Raw genomic sequence first — 18796 nt, 5'->3', positions numbered from 1 at the left:
CATCCATGGCAACGCTTGAAATCCACGACCTGCACGTCTCCGTCGAGGCCGAGAACGGCGCCCGCGAGATCCTCAAGGGCGTCGACCTCACCGTCAAGCAGGGTGAGACGCACGCCATCATGGGCCCCAACGGCTCCGGCAAGTCCACCCTGGCGTACTCGCTCGCCGGTCACCCCAAGTACACCATCACCGGTGGCACCGTGACCCTCGACGGCGAGGACGTCCTGGAGATGTCCGTCGACGAGCGCGCCCGCGCCGGCGTCTTCCTCGCCATGCAGTACCCGGTCGAGGTCCCCGGTGTCTCGGTCTCCAACTTCCTGCGCACCTCCGCCACCGCCATCCGCGGCGAGGCGCCGAAGCTGCGCACCTGGGTGAAGGAGGTCAAGTCCGCGATGGAGCAGCTCCAGATGGACCCGGCCTTCGCCGAGCGCAACGTCAACGAGGGCTTCTCCGGCGGTGAGAAGAAGCGCCACGAGATCCTCCAGCTGGAGCTCCTCAAGCCGAAGATCGCGATCCTCGACGAGACCGACTCCGGCCTCGACGTCGACGCCCTGCGCATCGTCTCCGAGGGTGTCAACCGCGTCCGTGAGTCCGGTGAGGTCGGCACGCTGCTGATCACCCACTACACGCGCATCCTGCGCTACATCAAGCCCGACTTCGTGCACGTGTTCGCGAACGGCCGCATCGCCGAGTCCGGTGGCGCCGAGCTGGCGGACCAGCTGGAGGCCGAGGGCTACGACAAGTACGTGAAGGGTGGCGCAACCGCGTGACACAGCTGCCTGGCCTCCTCGACATCGAGGCGATCCGCAAGGACTTCCCCCTTCTGGATCGCGTGGTCCACGACGGGAAGAAGATCGTTTACCTGGACAACGCTGCGACCTCGCAGAAGCCGCGCCAGGTGCTCGACGCGCTGAACGAGTACTACGAGCAGCACAACGCCAACGTCCACCGCGGCGTGCACGTGCTCGCCGAGGAGGCCACGGCGCTGTACGAGGGCGCCCGCGACAAGGTCGCCGCCTTCATCAACGCGCCGAGCCGCGACGAGGTGATCTTCACCAAGAACGCCTCGGAGTCGCTCAACCTGGTCGCGAACATGCTCGGTTGGGCGGACGAGCCCTACCGGGTCGACCGCGAGACCGAGATCGCCATCACGGAGATGGAGCACCACTCCAACATCGTTCCGTGGCAGCTGCTCTCGCAGCGCACCGGCGCGAAGCTGAAGTGGTTCGGCCTGACCGACGACGGCCGGCTCGACCTGTCCAACATCGAAGAGGTCATCACGGAGAAGACGAAGATCGTCTCCTTCACGCTGGTCTCCAACATCATGGGCACGATCAACCCGGTCGAGGCGATCGTCCGGCGCGCGCAGGAGGTCGGCGCGCTGGTGCTGATCGACGCCTCGCAGGCCGCTCCGCACATGCCGCTGGACGTCCAGGCGCTCGGCGCCGACTTCGTGGCCTTCACCGGCCACAAGATGTGCGGCCCGACCGGCATCGGCGTGCTCTGGGGCCGCCAGGAGCTCCTGGAGGACCTGCCCCCGTTCCTCGGCGGCGGCGAGATGATCGAGACCGTGTCGATGCACGCCTCGACGTACGCCCCGGCGCCCCACAAGTTCGAGGCGGGTACGCCCCCGATCGCCCAGGCCGTCGGCCTCGGCGCGGCCGTGGACTACCTCACCGCGATCGGCATGGACAAGATCGCCGCGCACGAGCACGCGATCACCGAGTATGCGGTCAAGCGCCTCCTGGAGGTCCCCGACCTGCGGATCATCGGCCCCACCACGGCCGAGGACCGCGGCGCCGCGATCTCCTTCACGCTCGGTGACATCCACCCCCACGATGTCGGCCAGGTCCTGGACGAGCAGGGCATCGCGGTCCGCGTGGGACACCACTGCGCACGCCCGGTCTGCCTGCGCTACGGAATTCCCGCGACCACGCGAGCGTCTTTCTACCTGTACTCCTCTCCGGCCGACGTCGACGCACTGATCGACGGGCTGGAGCACGTACGGAACTTCTTCGGCTGACGACGAGGGCGACGCAGTGAAGCTGGATTCGATGTACCAGGAACTGATCCTGGACCACTACAAGCACCCGCACGGGCGTGGCCTGCGCGACGGCGACGCCGAGGTGCACCACGTCAACCCGACGTGCGGCGACGAGATCACGCTGCGCGTGAAGTACGACGGCGAGACGCTGACCGACGTCTCGTACGAGGGCCAGGGCTGCTCCATCAGCCAGGCCAGCGCGTCCGTGCTGAACGAGCTGCTCGTCGGCAAGGAGCTGGCCGAGGCGCAGAAGATCCAGGGCGTGTTCCTGGAGATGATGCAGTCGAAGGGCAAGATCGAGCCCGACGAGGCCATGGAGGAGGTGCTGGAGGACGCGGTCGCGTTCGTCGGCGTCTCCAAGTACCCGGCCCGCGTGAAGTGTGCTCTGCTGAGCTGGATGGCCTGGAAGGACGCGACCGCCCAAGCACTGGGTGACGCCGCGGAGAGGAAGACGGCATGACCGAGAACGCGACGCCCCCCGAGGCGTCGATCAAGCCGGCCACCGAGGAGGAGGTCCGCGAGGCCCTCTACGACGTGGTCGACCCCGAGCTGGGCATCGACGTCGTCAACCTGGGCCTGATCTACGGCATCCACATCGACGACGCGAACATCGCCACCCTCGACATGACGCTGACCTCGGCGGCCTGCCCGCTGACGGACGTCATCGAGGACCAGGCGAAGTCGGCTACGGACGGCATCGTCAACGAGCTCCGCATCAATTGGGTCTGGATGCCCCCGTGGGGCCCGGACAAGATCACGGACGACGGTCGCGAGCAGCTGCGCGCGCTCGGCTTCAACGTCTGAGCCGTATCGCTCCAGGAAGGGCCCCCGGCATCGTGCCGGGGGCCCTTCGCGTTTTTCCGGCGGGAGCTCCACGGCTTCCGACGAGCCCTGCGTGTTCGTCCGGCGGACCCTTGAAGTGCACCGGAAGTTGGCCACGGTGGCCGAACCTGCTCGACGGCCGTGACGGCGTGACGCGTGGATCGCGCTCGGCCCGACTCGTGGGGACACCGATGAAGAAGCAGCTTGGTATCGCAGGGATCGCGGCGCTGGTCGTCGCCGGGACGGTCACGGTCGTGCCCGCCCAGGCGGTGACGTACGGGACGCCGACCATCAGCCTGTCCGCGTCGTACCTGTCCGGCGCCGTCGGCGCGGTCGGGGACCCGGTGGTGAACGTGACCGTGGGGCAGAGTGGCGCCGACGTGTCCGCGCTGACGGTCAGCGCGTCCGCGTCGAGCAAGGCCTCGGTCGCCGGGACCGGCGACGTGACCGTCACCGGGGCCGGGGCGGTGCGCCAGCTGGCCGTCACCGCGCGCGGCCGCGGCTACACGAGCCTCACGGTCAAGGTGGCGGGGCTGGGCGGCAAGAGCGCCACCAAGACCCTGTCCTACGCCGCCTCGGCCGCCGTGCAGAACCCGGCCGACGCCCGCTACTTCTCCGGCGCCTCGGACTCCTCGGCCGCCGTGGACGTCGGCGGCGGTTACACCGTCGTCGCCGACGACGAGAACAACGTGCTGCGCCTGTACGACCGCTCCCGCTCGGCCGCCCCGGTCCGGACCTGGGACTTCAGCTCGCAGCTCGGCGTCACCAAGGAGGTGGACATCGAGGGGGCGACCTTGATCGGCAACACCATCTACTGGACGGGCTCGCTCGGCAACAACAAGGACGGCGAGTACAAGGCGCCCCGGAACACGGTGTTCACCACCACGCTGAACGGCTCCGGGTCGGCCACGCAGCTCGCGTACGGACGCTCGTACAAGAAGCTCCGCGACGACCTGGTGGCCTGGGACACGGCGAACGGCAACCGCTACGGCTTCGCCGCCGGCACCGCGGCGGGCCAGGCGCCCAAGCAGATCGACGGCTTCAACGTGGAGGGCCTGGAGTTCGCCCCGGGCTCGACCACCACCGCCTACCTGGGCTTCCGCGCCCCGCTGGCCCCGGCGGTGCCGGGCGGCAAGGCGCTGATCGTACCGGTGACCAACTTCGACAAGGTCCTCTCCAGCGGGGCCAAGGCCACCTTCGGGGCGGGCATCGAGCTCGACCTCGGCGGGCTGTCGATCCGCGACATCCGCAAGAACGCGGCGGACCAGTACCTGATCCTGGCCGGCTCCTGGGCCGCGGACGACAACTCGGACCCGTACGCGCTCTACCAGTGGGACGGCGTCGCGGGCCACGCCCCGGTCAAGCGGGCCGACCTGCCGACGACGGACCCGGGCGGCTGGGAGGCCATCGTGGACGTGCCGGACCTGTCGGTGGCGGGGGCGCGGGTCCAGCTGATCACGGACAGCGGTTCCGCGGACCTGTACGGGGACGGGATCGAGGCCAAGGACCTGACGCACCCGGAGTTCAAGAAGTCGCGGGCGGCCTGGTTCACGCTGAACTGACCCCTTCCGGCTGACCCGGCCGTTGCGTACGGGGGTACACATCGATGTGTACCCTCGTACGCATGCCCTACGTACTGCTTGCCGCGGCCATCGCCGCCGAGGTGGCCGGGACCACCGCCATGAAGATCAGCGACGGTTTCACGAGGCTGTGGCCGTCGCTGGGTACCCTGGTCGGCTACGTCATCGCCTTCGCGCTGCTCGCGCAGACGCTGAAGTCGATGTCGGTGGGCACGGCCTACGCGATCTGGGCCGGGGCCGGCACCGCCGCCATCGCCGCGATCGGCATGGTGTTCATGGGCGAGGCCGCCACCGCGGCGAAGATCGCCGGGATCGCCCTGGTCATCGGCGGCGTGGTGCTGCTGAACCTGGGCGGGGCGCACTGATGCCGGCCGCGACCGGCGGCGGGCGCAGGTACGACCCCCAGCGGCGCCAGCGGATCATCGACGCGGCGATCCGGGTGGTGGGAGCCAAGGGCATCGCGGGGCTGAGCCACCGCAGCGTGGCGGCGGAGGCGGACGTCCCGCTGGGCTCGACCACGTACCACTTCAAGACGCTGGACGACCTGCTGATCGCGGCGCTGCGCCAGGTGAACGAGGGCCTCGCGCCGCTGCCGGACACCGACGACCCGGACCTGGCCGGGGCGCTGGCACGGCTGCTGGGGACGTTCCTGACAGCCGACCGGGCCCGGGCGGAGCTGGAGTACGAGCTGTACCTGGCGGCCCTGCGGCGCCCGGCACTGCGCCCGGTGGCCGCGGAGTGGACGGAGTCCGTGTCGGCGGCCCTGGCCCGCAGGGTGGACCCGCGGACCGCGCGGGCGCTGGTGGCCGTGATGGACGGCATCAGCCTCCAGGTGCTCCTGACGGACACCGAGTACGACGAGGCGTACACGAGGGAGCTGCTGACCCGGGTCCTGTCGGGCGCGGCCGGTACCGACGCCCCCGCCCGGCCCGTCGGTGCATGACCGCCGGGCTCTGCCGGGCCTGCCGGCTATGCCGGGCCGCAGTGCCCGGCTGCTAGCCGGTGGACCGGACCGCGGCCAGCGCAGCGGTGACGCTCGCCTCGATGTCCCGGATCGGGTAGATCACCTCGCGCACCGTGCGCTCACGGTCCACCACCAGCGTCAACCGCTTCAGCCGGCTCACCCCCGCCGCCCGGAAGGTCGGCAGCCGCAGCGCCGCCGTCAGCGTGAGGTCCGCGTCCGACAGCAGCGGGAACCGCAACCCCTCCGCCTCGGCGAACTCGCGCTGCTCGTCGGGCCGCTGGGTCGACACCCCGTGCACCGTCGCCCCCGCCGCCGTGAACTGCGCCAGCTGGTCCCGGTACGTGCACGACTCGAACGTGCAGCCCTTCGCCCCCGGGATCCCGGCCCACCCCGGCGGGTAGGACTCGGCCCTGGCGTACGCCCCGGGGAAGCAGTAAAGGACCGTGAACGGCGTGTCCGCCACGGGGTCCCGGACCTCCCCGAACCGGTCCGGCATTACCAGCTCCGGCAGTCGCGTGCCGCGCAGCGCGTGCACCCGCTCCGCCTCCCGCGAGGCCTCCTGCGTCGTCGCCGTCATCTCTCCCTCTCCCAGGACCCACGCGTCTCCCCAGTCCTGGAGGGCCACCAGGACCGGCAGCAGCCCCCGCCCGCGCGGGGTCAACCGGTACTCGTGCCGCACCGGGCGTTCCTGGTACGGCTCGCGCGTCAGCACCCCGGCTTCGACCAGCAGTTTCAGCCGCTCGGCCAGCACCTTGCGGGACATCCCCAGCTCGCGTTGGAACGCGTCGAAGCGGTGCACGCCGCGCGCGGCGTCGCGCACGATGAGCAGCGTCCACCAGTCGCCCACCACGTCGAGGGCCTGGGCGATGGCGCAGTCCGCGTCGTCGAGGTGTGTGCGCTGGGCCATGGGCACTCCTTTGTCCGTTGACCCAAGGCTGTCATGCTGACATAGTCCGTTCCCAAAAGGAACTTACTTGGTTCCAGGGGATCTGCGGGGGAGTGGGCGGCGTGGTGCAGGGCTTCAAGGACGTGCCCAGAGTGGTGTGGCTCCTGGCGGCCGGGGTGTTCGTCAACGCCGTCGTCAGCTTCACCTTCGTCTTCGTCTTCCTGTACCTGACCGGCCCGCGCGGCCTCTCCACCGCCCAGGCGGGCCTGGTCACCGGCATCGGCGGCATCGGCCTCGTCGCCGGGAACTTCACCGGCGGCTGGTACGGGGACCGCTTCGGCCACCGCCGGGTGCTGCTCGCCGCCTCCACCGCGGGCGGCCTCGCCCTGATGTGCTTCCCGCTGCTGCCCACCGCCGGGCTCTACGCGGCCCTGCCGCTGGCCCAGTACGCCTCCGGCGTGGTCCGGGCCGCCAACTCAGCGCTGGTCGCCGTCACCGTCCCCGAGGGGGCCCGCCGGCAGGCCTTCGCCGTCGTCCGCTGCGTCTCCAACGGCGGCTTCACCCTCGGCCCGCCCCTCGGGGCCCTGATCGCGACCGGGGTCTCGTACGACTGGCTCTTCGTCGGCGACGGTCTCGGCACCCTGTTCTTCGCCCTCTGGACCGCACGGGTCGTCCCCGCCCGCGGCGCCCCACGCACCGCCGCGGCCCCGGACGGGGGTCTGGGCCGCGGCGTGTGGGAGGAACTCCGGGCCCGCCCGGCCGTGCTCGTCCTGCTCGGCGCGATCCTGGTGACCGACCTCGTCTACCGCCAGCAGTACGGCACCTTCCCCGTCTTCCTCGCCGACCACGGGCTCGACACCCGTGCCTTCGGCTTCGTGATCGCCCTCAACGGCGCCGTCATCCTGCTGCTGGAGCTGCCGGCCGCCGTCGCACTGCGCGCCCGGCCGCCGCTCCCGGTCATCGGTACCGGCCTGGTCCTCGTCGGCGCCGGGTACGCCGCACTGCTGGTCGGGGTCGGGGTCGCGAGCGCCGCCACCATGATGGTGCTGCTCAGCCTCGGCGAGATCCTCTACAAGACCACCGCCACGGCGTACGTCGCCGACCAGGCGCCCGAGCATGCCATCGGGCGGTTCCAGAGCCTGTACGCGGGGGTCTCCGTCAGCGGCGTCGTCCTCGGGCCGCCGCTGGGCGGAGCCCTGTACGCGGCCGCGCCCGGGCTGCTGTGGCCGCTGTGCGCGGCGCTGGCGGTGGGCGCGGGCGCCGCGGTGCTGTACGCGGCACGGGGCGGGGCAGGGCGCGGGGCTCGGAGCGGGGGCGGGCGCGAGGGTGGGCGCGGGGCGCGACACGCGGCGCGACCGGCACATGAGACCGGTTCGCACCCTCGGGTCGTCGCCGGTTAGGTTTCGGGCATGACTGCTACGCGTACCACCGGCGCCGTCGCCGCCGGACTTGCCACCATCGCCGCCGACGGCACCGTCCTCGACACCTGGTTCCCCGCCCCCGAGCTGGTCGCCGAGCCCGGCCCGGCCGGCACCGAGCGCCTCACCGCCGACCAGGCCGTGCAGCTCCTGGGTGCCGCCGCGGCCAAGGCGATCCGCCTGGACGCGGTCCGCGACGTCGAGGTCGTAGCCGTCCGCACCGTGATCTCCTCCCTGGAGGACAAGCCGCTGGACGCGCACGACGCGTACCTGCGCCTGCACCTGCTCAGCCACCGTCTGGTCAAGCCGCACGGCCAGAGCCTGGACGGCGTCTTCGGGCTGCTGGCCAACGTCGCCTGGACCTCGCTGGGCCCGGTCGCCGTCGACCAGGTGGAGGCCGTACGACTGAACGCGCGCGCCGAGGGCCTGTACCTCCAGGTCACCTCGATCGACAAGTTCCCGCGGATGACGGACTACGTCGCCCCCAAGGGCGTGCGCATCGCCGACGCGGACCGGGTCCGCCTCGGCGCGCACCTCGCCGAGGGCACCACCGTCATGCACGAGGGCTTCGTCAACTTCAACGCCGGCACCCTCGGCACCTCCATGATCGAGGGCCGCATTTCGGCGGGCGTCGTGATCGGCAACGGCTCCGACATCGGCGGCGGCGCCTCCACGATGGGCACCCTCTCGGGCGGCGGCAAGCAGATCATCTCGATCGGCGAGCGCTGCCTGATCGGCGCCGAGGCGGGCGTCGGCATCGCGCTGGGCGACGAGTGCATCGTCGAGGCGGGCCTGTACGTCACCGCGGGCACCCGCGTCACCCTCCCGGACGGCCAGATCGTCAAGGCCCTGGAGCTCTCGGGTGCCAGCAACATCCTCTTCCGCCGCAACTCGGTCACCGGCACGGTCGAGGCCCGCCCGAACAACGCGGTCTGGGGCGGCCTGAACGAGGTCCTCCACAGCCACAACTGACGCGCACGGGCCGCGGCCCCGACTGCGGCCGGGGCGGCCAGGCCGGGCCCGGCCCCGGAGGTCACCAGGCCCGGCGTCGCGCCACGTTCCGGAACACCACAACGCTCGGAACGCCACAACGTCCTCACCGGCCCCGACTGGGGTGGTGAGGGCGTTGTGCGTTTCCCTGCCCCGGGACGTCCTCCCGCCCCGAGCGGGGGAGGGTGTCGCCGGGGCGGGCGGGTCAGCGGAGGGGGAGGGTGCGGATCAGGCCCGCGAAGGCCTCCTCCTCCGCCTCGGTCAGTTCGACCGACTCCATCGGGTGCGCGGCCGCGCCGCGCTGGGCCGGGATCACCGCGACGCCCTCGTACGCACCGGGCTCCGGGCGCTGGAAGCGGGAGCCCCACAGCATGTGGCCGAGGCCGAGCACCCACACGACGGCGGCCGCGAGCAGGAAGGCGAGGCCGATTTCCTGGGCGAAGGAGAGCGAGGGGAACACACGGTCCTCCGGGGGCGCGGGGGGACATGGTCGAGCGTGGGGACACTCAACACCACAACCCGGGTCGAATGGGTAATGATGTGGCGAGCGTCACGCCAGGGGCGAAAGTCCCCGACTTCTCCTCCGGGATCCCCGATGAGGCGCCCGCGCTCAGTGCTCCAGGTGCAGCTTGAAGCCCTCGTGGCTGCGGGCGAAGCCCAGCCGCTCGTAGAAGCGGTGGGCGTCCGCCCGCTGCTTGTTGCTGGTCAGCTGGACCAGGCCGCAGCCGCGCTCGTGCGCCCGTGCCACCGCCAGCCGCATCAACTCCGCGCCCAGCCCGCCGCCCCGCCGGTCCGCGCGCACGCGTACGGCTTCGACCAGCGCCCGCTCCCGGCCGCCCTGGCCGAGGCCCGGGACGTACGTCAGCTGCAGGCAGCCCAGTACCGTCCCGTCCTCGACGAGGACCAGCATCTCGTTGCGGGCGTCCGCCTCGATGGCGGCGAAGGCCCGCTCGTGCGCCCCGGTGACCTCGGCACGCTCCTCGCCGGAGTCCGCCAATAGGCCCAGTACGACGGGCAGGTCCTCGCGGGTGGCCAGACGGAAGATCATGACCGCAAGTGTGGCAGGAGGCCCGGAAAGCGGGTACCTCCCGGCGGTTGCCGGGGGAGGCGGCGTCCGGGCGCCCTGCGGCTCAGGCCCCTCCCGCGATCACGGGCGGAAGCGCAGCACCTGCGGGTCGTGGTCGCTGTTCTGCGCCGAGAACTCCGCGTTGATGTGCACGCTGTCGTACGTGAAGTTCTTGATCGCCGGGCTGGTCAGGATCTGGTCCAGCACCTGCGCGTTGCCCTGGTACACGTACGAGTAGCGCTCCGCCTTCGGCAGCGACTTGATCGCCGAGTACAGCGCGCCGCCGTCCTCCAGCGCCTTCGCGGTGCCCGAGAACTCGAAGTCGTTGATGTCGCCGAGGGCGAGGACGTTCGCGTTCTTGTCGGCCGCGAGGATCTCCTTGACGAAGGAGTTCACCGCCTGCGCCTGGAGCAGCCGCTTGGCCTCCGAGGAGCGGACCGGCGGCTGGTGGATCGAGGTCAGGCCCTCGTCGCCGCCCTTGGAGCCGAAGTGGTTGGCGATCACGAAGACCGTGCGGCCGCGGAAGACGAACTCGCCGGCCAGCGGCTTGCGGCTGTCGGCCCACGCCGGGTTCGTCGGGTCGATGCGGCCGGGGGAGTGGGTCAGGGCGGCCTTGCCGTTCTCCTTGGACACGCCGGTCGCGGTCAGCGAGTCGCCCGCCGCGCGGTCGGTGAAGGAGACCCGGGCGGGGTTGAAGAGGAACACCTGGCGGATGTTGCCGCCGGGCTCGCCGCCGTCCTTGTTGTTCTCGGGGTTGATGGTCCGCCACTCATAGGCCGGGCCGCCCGCCGCCGCGATGGCCGCGGTGAACTTCTTGATGGTCTCCTCGGCCGAGACGGTGCCGTCGTTCTTGGCGCCGTTGTTGTCCTGGATCTCCTCCAGGGCGACGATGTCGGGCGAGGACAGGTTCTGGACGACCGCCTTCGCCAGGTTGTCGAACTTCTCCTGCGGGTCGGTCGGGTCGAGGTTCTCCACGTTGTACGTGGCCACCGCGAGCTCGCCGGGCGACTGGGCCTTGGTCGTCTCGGGGGCGAGGGTGCCCGCCTTGACCGTGCCGAGGGTGCGCGCCACCAGGGTGTAGCCGCCGAACTGGTTGAAGTCCAGCGGGCCCTCGGTGGTGCCGGTCAGCTTGTCGCCGACGTTCGCCACCGGGAAGGGCTGCTGCGCCAGCGGCGCGAGCTGCTGGACCTGGAGCCGGCCGGTGTTCTGGGACTCGTACGAGCCGTAGAGCGTGCCGCCGCGCTTGGCGGTGTTCTCCCAGCCCTTCACGGTGACCCACATCTCCGCGTGCGGGTCGGTGGCGCCGACCACCCGCGAGGTGCCGATCTTCACGTTCATGCCCTCAAGGGACTCGTAGAAGTCCAGCGCGTAGCGCGAGGGCTCCAGCGTCAGGCCGTTGATGCCGTTCGCGGCGGCCGGGTCGCCCGCCGGGGCGTACTCGGCGGGCACGTTGTACTCGTTGATCGCAGTGGCCTCGGGCAGCGCGTTGCCCGAGGAGACCACGGTCACGGCCGGCTTGGAGATCTGGGTGACCGACTGGTTGCCGGAGGAGACGCCGCCGGGGACGTACTCGCCGACCAGACCGGAGACCTTGACCGCGTCGCCGACGGCGACGGTCGGGACGGAACTGGTGAAGACGAAGATGCCCTCACTGGTCGCGTCGTTGTCGTCGGCGTCCGGGTCCTGCATCCAGAAGCCGCGCGAGCCGTAGGTGCGCACGCCCGTCACGATGCCCGCGACATCGGCGACCTGCTTGCCGCCCAGCGGGGATATCCGGGTGGTGCCCTGGATGTCGTGGATGCGTACCGGATCGGCGGACGCGTCGCTTTCGGTCGCGTCGGCGGTGCCCGCCAGCAGACCGGTGGCCAGGGCGGTGGCGACGAGCGCCGAGACGGCGGCGGAACGGGGATGCGAGGAGCGCATGGTCAAGAACTCCGGTGTGTGGAAGAAGGAAGCGAGAGGGTGATGCGTGGTTTTGGCCGGATTCGCAAGGGGGTTCCACGGCTGATCCGCAGGAGATCCTCGGGAATCCAGCCGGTCCCCCATAGATCTACGCGCGTCAATTTCCTGTGTGACCAGGGAAGTTGTCAAGGTCTCCAGGGGATATGGCAGCTGACTGTGGGATGAACCAAAGGAGATGGTCCGCCGGGCGCGCCCGAAATGCGTCTACTCTGGTGCGCCGGACGGCCGCCCCACGGGGGCCGTGCCCGCCGCCCCACCGCGTCCGCGAGGAGACCGCCCCATGTCCGCAGAGCCGCACCCCACGCTGCCGCCGGTACGGCTGCCCTCCGATGCGGAACTGGCCCGCGACGCCCTCGTCGCCCCGCTGTTCGCCCGCGCCGTACGGCTGGCCCGCTGGGCCGGACCGGACACCCGCGTCGACATCGGCGGCGAACTCGTCGCCGCGCAATTGACCGAGGCCGCCGCCGCGCTCGGCCTCGACGCGGCCGACGAGGAGGGCCCCGCGCTCGCCAGCCAGGCCTGGCGGGTGGCCGTGGACACCGGCCTCGTCGACGTGACCGAACCTGACGAGGACGCCGAGGAGGAGTCCGGTACCGCCGTGCCCGGAGAGGACCTGGCCCTGGTGGTCGGCGGCGCGCCCGGCGAGGTGCTCGACCTGTGGCTGGCGGCCCTGGACACCGTGCTCGCGGACGCCGCCGTGCCCGATCTGGACGCCCTCGTCGACGCGTTGGACGAGGGCGGCGTGGTCGACTTCGACCGGCTCGACTGGAACCCCGGCCGCGAGGCGGACTTCCTCGACGGGGTCCTCGCCAACCTCTACCTGCTCTCCGTCTCCGAACACGGAGCCTCGGACGGGCCGATTCCGCTGCCCGTGCTCGCCGCCTCGATGGTCATCCCCGAGGACATGGCCGAACCGACGGACGCCGTGCTGGAGCAGGTCTCGGACGCGATGATGCGCCTCGACGACCAGTTCCGGCAGCTGGAGCCGATCGGGCTCGTCGAGTTCCGGCCCGTCGACGAGGCGCTGATGGCGGAGGCGGACGACGAGGAGTTCGCGGCCGGTCCGATGGCCGGCGCGGCCGACGACGAGGACGTCTCCCGGTACGGGATGGTGCGGCTGACCCCGCTCGGCCTGTACGGGATCCGAGCCCGCATGCTGGAGGCCGGGGTCGCCGCCCCCGCCGTCGGCGAACTGGCCGACAAGGGCGCGGACGCCCTTCTCGACGCCGTCTCCGGCTACCCCGAGGGCGCCGCCCAGGCCGAGATCGAGCAGTGGCTCGCCGGCCGCGAACTGCCCGTCGCGGTCACCGAACTGCTGGCCGCCGCCCGGGGCGCCGACGAGGGTGGCCCGCTGCGCAGGCTGCGCTGCCAGCAGGCCCTGGCGCCGGCCGGTCCGGAAGCCGAGCCCGCGGTCCGCGCGGTGCTGGACGACCCGGAGCTCGGCGGGCTCGCCCGGGTCTGGCTGACCGAACGCGGGGCGGCCGACGTACCGGCGCCGGACGGGGCCATGGTGTTCTGGCTGACCGTCGACACGATCGCGGCGCAGCTCGTGGCGGACGGGGAGACGGAGGAACTGCCGCTACTGATGGAGTCGCTGACGGCCCACCACGCGGGGTTCTTCGACCAGGTCTGGCGGGTGGAGCACCCGGCGACGGCGTACGTACTGGAGGCGATGGGCCGGATGCACCCGGACAAGAAGGCCGCCAAGGAGGCCCGCAAGGCCGCCTTCAAGGCGCGTTCGCGGCGCGCCTGACCCGGGAACCTGCGGGACGGAGGGGGAGGCTGGGGCGACGGCGGCACCACGGTGGCCGCGACGCCGGGGCGGGCCGGGGAGGGGACGTCCGGAACGCGTGGTTGCTGAGCCGGAGTTGGTCATTCCGGCCACCGGCAAGGGGGCCGCTCCCCTTCGCGGGCAGTTCAGCCGCCGTTCACGTGCGGGCGGGAGCGTGAGCGCCGACGACCGCACGACAGGCGCACCACCTCCCCACCCCTGGAGACCCGATGCCGCTCAGCCGTAGAGACTTCACCGCCCGCACCGTCATCGCCGGCGCGGGAGTCGCGCTCACCGGCACGGTCGGGGCCCTCGCCACCGCCCCGGGAGCGCTGGCGGCCGACGACGGCACCCTGCGCGACGAGCACGGCCGCCCCTGCGAGCCCGGATACGGCCCGCTCCTGTCGGACCCGGCCGGACTGCTCGCCCTCCCCGCCGGGTTCAGCTACCGCGTGATCACCCACAGCGGTGTCACCAGCCTCGACTCCGGCGAGTCCACCCCGTCCAACCACGACGGCACGGCCGCCTTCGAGGGCCACCGCGGAGTCACCCTCCTCGTCAACAACCACGAGCTCAAGGGCAAGCGGGAGGCCTGGGCCCACCCCGTCCCGCTCACCGAGGGCCTCGTCTACGACCCGGCCGCGGCCGGCGGCTGCACGGTCGTCGAGGTCCGCCGCGGCGGCGAGGTCGCCGAATGGGTGGGCATCGCCGGTACGTCCACCAACTGCGCGGGCGGAGCCACCCCCTGGGACACCTGGTTGACCTGCGAGGAGACCGAGGACCTGGCCGGCAAGAACGGGATGACCAAGGACCACGGTTACGTGTTCGAGGTCGACCCGCACGACCGCCGCGCCAACCGCGACCCGAAGCCGATCAAGGCCTTCGGCCGGTACGCCCACGAGGCAGTGGTCATCGACCCGCGCCAGGGCCACGCCTACCTGACCGAGGACGCCTCCGGCCCCAACGGGCTGCTCTACCGCTGGACCCCGCCGAGCGGCTTCCGCCACGGGCGCGGCAAGCTCCGTACCCTCGCGGCCGACGCCGGCGTGCTGGCCGCCGCCAAGTGCTTCGACGGCGCGGGCCGGTTCGTGGACGACCTCTCGCGCGCGACGGACATCGGCACGGTCTACGGCGTCGACTGGGTGACCGTGCCGGACCGCGATGCGCGGACGCTGTCCGTGCGCAAGCAGTTCGGGGACGGCGCGGTGACCCGTGCCCGCAAGCTGGAGGGCATGTGGTGGGCCGACGGCGGCACGTACTTCGTCTCCTCGTACGCCCGTGAGGAGAGCCCGGGCACGGCCCACGACGGCCAGGTGTGGTTCTACGACCCGAAGCGGCGCACGATCCGGTTGACGGTCGTGCTCGGGGTGAACGCCGACCCGGCCAAGGACGGTTCCTTCGACGGCCCCGACAACATCACGGTCTCTCCGTACGGCGGCCTGGTGATCGCCGAGGACGGCAGCGGGCTGCAACACCTGTTCGGCGCCACCGAGTCCGGGCGCACGTACCCGCTGGCGCGCAACGAGCTGAACCTGGGGACGGCGCAGGAGCCGGAGTACTCCGAGTTCACGGGGGTCTGCTTCTCCCCGGACGGGCGCACGCTGTACGCCAACATCCAGGAGCCCGGCATCATGCTGGCCATCACCGGTCCGTGGCGGCGCGCACACTGATGCCCGGAGGTCGGTACGCACGAGCGACGGCCGGCACCACGATCGACGGCTGCGCCGCCGCCCGTTCACTGGGCGGCGGCGACCTCGGCGATCTCGGCGCGACTGGCGGCGGCCCATTCCTCCAGCAGGAACTCATACGCCTCGGAGGGCCACTCGTCGTCCACCCGGGTCTCGACGAGGTGCCGTATCGCCTCGTTCGCCTCTGCGGCGGACGGGCGGGCGGGACCCACGGGCCGGAGTGTGGTGTACATGCTTTCAAGGCTACGGGCGGGCACTGACAGTCACGTCCGGATTAAGGGTGGAATCCATCACCTCGGCCCGGGGGCTCGCCGGTCATCGTGGCTCCACGTGCCCGCCCACCTGCTCAGAGTGTCTGGGAGCCGGGCTTGACCATCCCGCGCACTGTGCGGGACTTCACAAACTCGCCGATGGCCGTCATCTCCCATTCGCCCGAGAACTGGCGGATCAGCTTGGCCATCATGACCCCGGTCTGGGGTTCGGCGCTGGTGAGGTCGAAGCGCACCAGCTCCTCCCCGCTCGCCGCGTCGATCAGGCGGCAGTAGGCCTTGGCCACCTCGGTGAACTTCTGGCCGGAGAACGAGTTGACCGTGAAGACCAGTCCGGTGGCGTCGGCGGGCAGCCGCCCGAGGTCCACGACGATCACCTCGTCGTCCCCGGCGCCCTCACCGGTGAGGTTGTCGCCCGAGTGCTTGACGGCACCGCCCAGGATGGACAGCTTGCCGAAGTAGCAGCTGTCGATGTGGTTGCGGTCCGGCCCGTACGCGATCACGGACGCGTCGAGGTCGATGTCCCGGCCGCGGAACGCCGGCTCCCAGCCCAGGCCCATCTTGACCTGGGAGAGCAGCGGGCGGCCGTTCTTGACGAGCGACACCGTCTGGTTCTTCTGGAGGCTGACCCGACCCTTGTCGAGGTTGATCTTCCCGGCGCCGGCGGCCGCCGGCGGCGCCGCGACGGACGGGGCCGGGGCTGCCGGGGGCGCCGACGGCGTCGTGGGGAACGCGGGCGCTGCCGGGGTTGCCGGGGCACTCGGCCAGGAGGAGGCGGACGGCGCGGACGGGGCCGCAGGAGCCTGCGGGGCCGCTGCGGGCGGCGGGGGGTCCTCGTCCACGGAGACCCCGAAGTCGGTCGCGATCCCGGCGAGGCCGTTCGCGTACCCCTGGCCGACCGCGCGCACCTTCCACACGCCGCCGCGCTGGTAGACCTCGACGACCACGAGCGCGGTCTCGGTACCCAGCTGCGGCGGGGTGAAGGTGGCGATCACCGCGCCGCTCTCCGCATGCCGCACGGTGGCGGTGGGCTCGATGCCCTGGAACGTCTGACCCGCGGCGTCGGGACTGGCCGTGACCACGATCCGCTCGATGCCCGGCGGCAGCGCCCCCGTGTCCACGGTGATCGAGTCCGGCGCCGCCCCGCCGCCCGACCGGTAGCTGACACCGGGCCCGGACGGCTGGTTGTAGAAGATGAAGTCGGCGTCGGAACGCACCTTGCCGTCCGCCGCGAGGAGGAGTCCCGATACGTCGAGCCGCACCGGGGCAGCCACGTCCACCGTCACACGGACGGTATTGAGCGGCAGGTTGGAACCTGGGGTCATAGCGGTCATGCCGGGAGAACGACCGGAGGCGCTTTGCCGTTCCCTTACCCTCGCGAGAGATTTCAGCGCCGGTTGCGGGGGTGGTTCTTCGCCGTCCGCTCGTTGCCGAACTTGTACGCGCCGGTCCAGCGGGCCATCACCAGCTGCGCGTCGCCGGACTCCACCTCGGCGAGGAACTTCTCCGCCCGACCGCCGCGCAGGGTGCTCGCGGCCCGGCCCTGGTGCGTGATGACGACGCTCTGGTCGCCGCGCTGTTCGTACGTGAATCCGTGGGGTCTCGGCATGACCGGCAGCCTGCCGGTCGGGGGCCGGGCGGGCAACGGATTTACGGGGCCCGGGGCCGGGGTCCGGGGCCGGGGTCCGGGGTCGTGGCCGGGGTCGTGGCCGGGCCTTGGGGCCGGGCCCTGGTCGGCGGCCCGGTCCCGGCCCGGACGCGGGGGCCTCAGCCGCCGGTGACGCGGCGCGGCAACCCCAGCGGGTTCCCCTCGCGCAGCTCCGCCGGAAGCAGCGGGTCCGGCACCGACTGGTAGGCCACGGGCCGCAGCCAGCGCTCGATGGCGGTCCCGCCGACCGACGTGGAGTGCGAGGTCGCCGCCGGGTACGGACCGCCGTGGTGCTGGGCCGGCGCCACCGCGACGCCGGTCGGCCAGCCGTTGACCACGATCCGCCCCGCCAGCGCCGTGACCTGCGCGATCAGCTCTGCCGCCGGGCCCGGACCACCCTCGGCCTCGGCCGCGGACAGCTGGAGCGTGGCGCTCAGGTTCCCGGGGAGCAGCCCGAGCACCGACCCCGCCTCGCCCTGGTCGGCGTACCGGACGACCACGGTCACCGGTCCGAAGCACTCCTCCAGCAGCACCTCGTACGCGCCGCCCTCCAGGAGCAGCCCGGCCGGGACGGTCAGGTACCCCGCGCCGACGGTGTGTTCGCCGCCGGAGCCGGGCGTGACGGGAGCGCTCACGCCGGGCAGGGCGGCACGCTCGCCCACGCCGGAGACGAAGTTCTCGCGCATGCGGTGGTCGAGCAGGACCCCCGGCTCCGTTTCGCCCAGCGCCTTCGTCAGCGCCCCGGTGAGCCGGTCGCCGTCCGAGCCCGCGGGGACGAGGACCAGGCCCGGCTTGACGCAGAACTGGCCGACCCCGAGGGTGACCGATCCCGCGAGCCCGGCGGCGATCTCCTCGGCGCGCTCGGCGGCGGCCGCGGGCGTGACCACGACGGGGTTGAGGGAGCCGAGCTCGCCGTGGAACGGGATGGGTACGGGCCGGGCGGCGGCCGCGTCGAACAGTGCCCGCCCGCCCCGGATGGAACCGGTGAATCCCGCGGCGGAGACGAGCGGGTGGCGGATCAGCTCCAGGCCCGCGTCGAACCCGTGGACGACGGCCACCACTCCGGCCGGCAGCCCGACCGCCACGGCCGCGCGGCGCAGCAGCGAGGCGCACAGCTCGGAGGTGGCCGGATGGTCGGGGTGCGCCTTGACGACCACCGGGCAGCCGGCGGCGAGCGCGCTCGCGGTGTCCCCGCCGGGGACGGAGAAGGCGAGCGGGAAGTTCGAGGCCGCGTAGACCGCGACCACGCCCAGCGGCACCTTGTAGCGGCGCAGCTCGGGGCGCGGCGGGACGGCGCCCGCATCGGCGTGGTCGATGCGGATGTCGAGGTACGAGCCCTCGTCGACGGCGTCGGCGAAGGCCCGCAGCTGGCCGGTGGTGCGGGCGAGTTCGCCGGTGAGCCGGCCCGGCCCGAGGGCGGTCTCGGCGTCGGCGGCCTCGATGACGTGGGCCGCGGCCTCGTCGAGCAGGTCGGCGGCCGTGCGCAGGAAGGCCGCGCGGGCGGTGCGGTCGGCGAGCGCACCGCGCGCCGCGTGGGCGGCACGCACCGCTTCGTCCACCTCGCCGGATGTGGCTTCCACCGCAACCTGTTCGCGCTGCTTCCCGGTGCGGGGGTCCACACTCCAGACTGGTGTTGCTGCCATGGCGCACTGCCTCCTGGATCTGCCCTGACCCGCGCGGTGGCGTTC

At 72.1% G+C, this 18796-nt stretch carries 19 protein-coding genes; 11 read left to right on the top strand and 8 right to left on the bottom strand.

The window, feature by feature from the left end; all coding sequences use genetic code 11:
* The first annotated feature begins 5 nt into the window (after window positions 1-5).
* From sufC to OG974_RS12920, 7 genes are all read left to right on the top strand, one after another.
* Window positions 6-770 carry a Fe-S cluster assembly ATPase SufC gene (sufC, locus tag OG974_RS12950; protein ID WP_327282841.1) on the top strand — a complete coding sequence of 255 codons (765 nt, stop codon included), beginning with the start codon at window positions 6-8 and terminating at the stop codon, window positions 768-770.
* Window positions 767-2023, top strand: coding sequence for a cysteine desulfurase (locus OG974_RS12945; protein ID WP_030858993.1), 1257 nt, complete (start codon window positions 767-769; stop codon window positions 2021-2023). Before sufC ends, OG974_RS12945 begins: the two co-directional genes overlap by 4 nt.
* A gap of 16 nt (window positions 2024-2039) precedes the next feature.
* On the top strand, window positions 2040-2504 hold the full coding sequence (sufU, locus tag OG974_RS12940; protein ID WP_030160391.1) for a Fe-S cluster assembly sulfur transfer protein SufU: 465 nt from the start codon (window positions 2040-2042) through the stop codon (window positions 2502-2504).
* Entirely contained in the window at window positions 2501-2848 is a 348-nt protein-coding gene (locus tag OG974_RS12935; RefSeq protein WP_053688648.1) for a metal-sulfur cluster assembly factor, read from the top strand. The genes sufU and OG974_RS12935 overlap by 4 nt, the downstream gene beginning before the upstream one ends.
* A gap of 209 nt (window positions 2849-3057) precedes the next feature.
* Window positions 3058-4428, top strand: coding sequence for a DUF3616 domain-containing protein (locus tag OG974_RS12930; RefSeq protein ID WP_327282840.1), 1371 nt, complete (start codon window positions 3058-3060; stop codon window positions 4426-4428).
* A 62-nt stretch (window positions 4429-4490) separates the two neighbouring features.
* Entirely contained in the window at window positions 4491-4811 is a 321-nt protein-coding gene (locus tag OG974_RS12925) for a multidrug efflux SMR transporter (RefSeq protein WP_327282839.1), read from the top strand.
* Entirely contained in the window at window positions 4811-5389 is a 579-nt protein-coding gene (locus OG974_RS12920) for a TetR/AcrR family transcriptional regulator (RefSeq protein ID WP_371646519.1), read from the top strand. The genes OG974_RS12925 and OG974_RS12920 overlap by 1 nt, the downstream gene beginning before the upstream one ends.
* A gap of 52 nt (window positions 5390-5441) precedes the next feature.
* Here OG974_RS12920 and OG974_RS12915 read toward each other — a convergent pair whose 3' ends face one another.
* The gene (locus OG974_RS12915; protein ID WP_327282837.1) at window positions 5442-6317 is read right to left on the bottom strand and encodes a winged helix-turn-helix transcriptional regulator; all 876 of its coding nucleotides are present in this window, start codon (window positions 6315-6317) and stop codon (window positions 5442-5444) included.
* Window positions 6318-6421: 104 nt separating this feature from the next.
* Between OG974_RS12915 and OG974_RS12910 the strand changes: the two genes are divergently transcribed.
* On the top strand, window positions 6422-7696 hold the full coding sequence (locus OG974_RS12910; RefSeq protein WP_327285603.1) for an MFS transporter: 1275 nt from the start codon (window positions 6422-6424) through the stop codon (window positions 7694-7696).
* A 9-nt stretch (window positions 7697-7705) separates the two neighbouring features.
* Window positions 7706-8686, top strand: coding sequence for a 2,3,4,5-tetrahydropyridine-2,6-dicarboxylate N-succinyltransferase (gene dapD, locus OG974_RS12905; RefSeq protein ID WP_327282836.1), 981 nt, complete (start codon window positions 7706-7708; stop codon window positions 8684-8686).
* Window positions 8687-8909: 223 nt separating this feature from the next.
* On the opposite strand, the gene OG974_RS12900 is transcribed toward dapD, so the two are convergent.
* The 3 genes from OG974_RS12900 to OG974_RS12890 all read right to left on the bottom strand — a co-directional run bounded on the left by OG974_RS12900 (window position 8910) and on the right by OG974_RS12890 (window position 11693).
* Window positions 8910-9164: a hypothetical protein gene (locus tag OG974_RS12900; RefSeq protein ID WP_327282835.1), complete on the bottom strand. Its 255-nt coding sequence runs from the start codon at window positions 9162-9164 to the stop codon at window positions 8910-8912.
* Between the two features lie 150 nt (window positions 9165-9314).
* Entirely contained in the window at window positions 9315-9752 is a 438-nt protein-coding gene (locus tag OG974_RS12895; protein WP_327282834.1) for a GNAT family N-acetyltransferase, read from the bottom strand.
* A gap of 99 nt (window positions 9753-9851) precedes the next feature.
* Window positions 9852-11693, bottom strand: a complete 1842-nt coding sequence (locus OG974_RS12890) for an endonuclease/exonuclease/phosphatase family protein (protein ID WP_329313163.1) — start codon at window positions 11691-11693, stop codon at window positions 9852-9854.
* A gap of 319 nt (window positions 11694-12012) precedes the next feature.
* Here OG974_RS12890 and OG974_RS12885 point away from each other — a divergent pair, with 319 nt between their 5' ends.
* Window positions 12013-13485, top strand: a complete 1473-nt coding sequence (locus OG974_RS12885; protein ID WP_329313160.1) for a hypothetical protein — start codon at window positions 12013-12015, stop codon at window positions 13483-13485.
* A 248-nt stretch (window positions 13486-13733) separates the two neighbouring features.
* A complete protein-coding gene (locus tag OG974_RS12880) occupies window positions 13734-15173 on the top strand; it encodes an alkaline phosphatase PhoX (RefSeq protein WP_329313158.1) in 1440 nt (479 codons plus the stop codon).
* Window positions 15174-15238: 65 nt separating this feature from the next.
* Here the strand turns inward: OG974_RS12880 and OG974_RS12875 are convergent, their stop codons facing one another.
* The 4 genes from OG974_RS12875 to OG974_RS12860 form a co-directional block, all read right to left on the bottom strand.
* Entirely contained in the window at window positions 15239-15424 is a 186-nt protein-coding gene (locus OG974_RS12875; protein WP_327282830.1) for a hypothetical protein, read from the bottom strand.
* Window positions 15425-15537: 113 nt separating this feature from the next.
* On the bottom strand, window positions 15538-16785 hold the full coding sequence (locus OG974_RS12870) for a TerD family protein (RefSeq protein ID WP_329316342.1): 1248 nt from the start codon (window positions 16783-16785) through the stop codon (window positions 15538-15540).
* A 62-nt stretch (window positions 16786-16847) separates the two neighbouring features.
* Window positions 16848-17069 (bottom strand): hypothetical protein, encoded by a 222-nt coding sequence (locus OG974_RS12865; protein ID WP_327282828.1) that lies wholly within the window; start codon window positions 17067-17069, stop codon window positions 16848-16850.
* Window positions 17070-17227: 158 nt separating this feature from the next.
* Window positions 17228-18751 (bottom strand): aldehyde dehydrogenase (NADP(+)), encoded by a 1524-nt coding sequence (locus OG974_RS12860; protein WP_327282827.1) that lies wholly within the window; start codon window positions 18749-18751, stop codon window positions 17228-17230.
* Between the last annotated feature and the right edge of the window lie 45 nt (window positions 18752-18796).

The sequence above is a fragment of the Streptomyces sp. NBC_00597 genome (assembly GCF_041431095.1).
Lineage (GTDB): Bacteria > Actinomycetota > Actinomycetes > Streptomycetales > Streptomycetaceae > Streptomyces.
The sequence above is the reverse complement of the archived record's forward strand: the minus strand, read 5'-3'. Positions and strand labels throughout refer to the sequence as shown.

Coding starts and splice junctions, on each gene's coding strand:
- OG974_RS12885 (WP_329313160.1), top strand. CDS start 12,013: ATGTCCGCAGAGCCGCACCCCACGCTGCCGCCGGTACGGCTGCCCTCC.
- OG974_RS12865 (WP_327282828.1), bottom strand. CDS start 17,069: ATGCCGAGACCCCACGGATTCACGTACGAACAGCGCGGCGACCAGAGC.
- OG974_RS12875 (WP_327282830.1), bottom strand. CDS start 15,424: ATGTACACCACACTCCGGCCCGTGGGTCCCGCCCGCCCGTCCGCCGCA.
- dapD (WP_327282836.1), top strand. CDS start 7,706: ATGACTGCTACGCGTACCACCGGCGCCGTCGCCGCCGGACTTGCCACC.
- OG974_RS12925 (WP_327282839.1), top strand. CDS start 4,491: ATGCCCTACGTACTGCTTGCCGCGGCCATCGCCGCCGAGGTGGCCGGG.
- OG974_RS12915 (WP_327282837.1), bottom strand. CDS start 6,317: ATGGCCCAGCGCACACACCTCGACGACGCGGACTGCGCCATCGCCCAG.
- OG974_RS12870 (WP_329316342.1), bottom strand. CDS start 16,785: ATGACCCCAGGTTCCAACCTGCCGCTCAATACCGTCCGTGTGACGGTG.
- OG974_RS12920 (WP_371646519.1), top strand. CDS start 4,811: ATGCCGGCCGCGACCGGCGGCGGGCGCAGGTACGACCCCCAGCGGCGC.
- OG974_RS12880 (WP_329313158.1), top strand. CDS start 13,734: ATGCCGCTCAGCCGTAGAGACTTCACCGCCCGCACCGTCATCGCCGGC.
- OG974_RS12935 (WP_053688648.1), top strand. CDS start 2,501: ATGACCGAGAACGCGACGCCCCCCGAGGCGTCGATCAAGCCGGCCACC.
- OG974_RS12930 (WP_327282840.1), top strand. CDS start 3,058: ATGAAGAAGCAGCTTGGTATCGCAGGGATCGCGGCGCTGGTCGTCGCC.
- sufC (WP_327282841.1), top strand. CDS start 6: ATGGCAACGCTTGAAATCCACGACCTGCACGTCTCCGTCGAGGCCGAG.
- OG974_RS12895 (WP_327282834.1), bottom strand. CDS start 9,752: ATGATCTTCCGTCTGGCCACCCGCGAGGACCTGCCCGTCGTACTGGGC.
- OG974_RS12890 (WP_329313163.1), bottom strand. CDS start 11,693: ATGCGCTCCTCGCATCCCCGTTCCGCCGCCGTCTCGGCGCTCGTCGCC.
- OG974_RS12860 (WP_327282827.1), bottom strand. CDS start 18,751: ATGGCAGCAACACCAGTCTGGAGTGTGGACCCCCGCACCGGGAAGCAG.